At 53.6% G+C, this 1709-nt stretch carries 1 rRNA gene; it reads left to right on the top strand.

The window, feature by feature from the left end:
- Positions 1-1697, top strand: a 23S ribosomal RNA gene (locus ET34_RS0114965); the annotation flags it as partial.
- Positions 1698-1709 lie beyond the last annotated feature (12 nt).

A 1709-nucleotide genomic window follows, 5' to 3' on the forward strand; every position in this document is an offset into this window, starting at 1 on the left:
GAAGGTGGACTGTGAGGTCTGCTGGAGGTATCAGAAGTGCGAATGCTGACATAAGTAACGATAAAGCGGGTGAAAAGCCCGCTCGCCGGAAGACCAAGGGTTCCTGTCCAACGTTAATCGGGGCAGGGTGAGTCGACCCCTAAGGCGAGGCCGAAAGGCGTAGTCGATGGGAAACAGGTTAATATTCCTGTACTCGGTGTTACTGCGAAGGGGGGACGGAGAAGGCTATGTTGGCCGGGCGACGGTTGTCCCGGTTTAAGCGTGTAGGTGTGTGCTCCAGGCAAATCCGGTGCACTTTAACACTGAGGCGTGATGACGAGGCACTACGGTGCTGAAGCAACAAATGCCCTGCTTCCAGGAAAAGCCTCTAAGCATCAGGTAACATCAAATCGTACCCCAAACCGACACAGGTGGTCAGGTAGAGAATACCAAGGCGCTTGAGAGAACTCGGGTGAAGGAACTAGGCAAAATGGTGCCGTAACTTCGGGAGAAGGCACGCTGGTGCGTAGGTGAAGCGACTTGCTCGCGGAGCTGAAACCAGTCGAAGATACCAGCTGGCTGCAACTGTTTATTAAAAACACAGCACTGTGCAAACACGAAAGTGGACGTATACGGTGTGACGCCTGCCCGGTGCCGGAAGGTTAATTGATGGGGTTATCCGTAAGGAGAAGCTCTTGATCGAAGCCCCGGTAAACGGCGGCCGTAACTATAACGGTCCTAAGGTAGCGAAATTCCTTGTCGGGTAAGTTCCGACCTGCACGAATGGCGTAATGATGGCCAGGCTGTCTCCACCCGAGACTCAGTGAAATTGAAATCGCTGTGAAGATGCAGTGTACCCGCGGCAAGACGGAAAGACCCCGTGAACCTTTACTATAGCTTGACACTGAACATTGAGCCTTGATGTGTAGGATAGGTGGGAGGCTTTGAAGCGTGGACGCCAGTCTGCGTGGAGCCAACCTTGAAATACCACCCTTTAATGTTTGATGTTCTAACCTGGCGCCATAATCTGGCGTGGGGACAGTGTCTGGTGGGTAGTTTGACTGGGGCGGTCTCCTCCTAAAGCGTAACGGAGGAGCACGAAGGTTAGCTAATCCTGGTCGGACATCAGGAGGTTAGTGCAAAGGCATAAGCTAGCTTGACTGCGAGAGTGACGGCTCGAGCAGGTGCGAAAGCAGGTCTTAGTGATCCGGTGGTTCTGAATGGAAGGGCCATCGCTCAACGGATAAAAGGTACTCCGGGGATAACAGGCTGATACCGCCCAAGAGTTCATATCGACGGCGGTGTTTGGCACCTCGATGTCGGCTCATCACATCCTGGGGCTGAAGTAGGTCCCAAGGGTATGGCTGTTCGCCATTTAAAGTGGTACGCGAGCTGGGTTTAGAACGTCGTGAGACAGTTCGGTCCCTATCTGCCGTGGGCGCTGGAGAATTGAGGGGGGTTGCTCCTAGTACGAGAGGACCGGAGTGAACGCATCACTGGTGTTCGGGTTGTCATGCCAATGGCACTGCCCGGTAGCTAAATGCGGAAGAGATAAGTGCTGAAAGCATCTAAGCACGAAACTTGCCCCGAGATGAGTTCTCCCTGACCCTTTAAGGGTCCTGAAGGAACGTTGAAGACGACGACGTTGATAGGCCGGGTGTGTAAGCGCAGCGATGCGTTGAGCTAACCGGTACTAATGAACCGTGAGGCTTAACCTTACAACGCCGAAG

This window comes from Siccibacter colletis (assembly GCF_000696575.1).
In the GTDB taxonomy this organism is placed as follows: domain Bacteria; phylum Pseudomonadota; class Gammaproteobacteria; order Enterobacterales; family Enterobacteriaceae; genus Siccibacter; species Siccibacter colletis.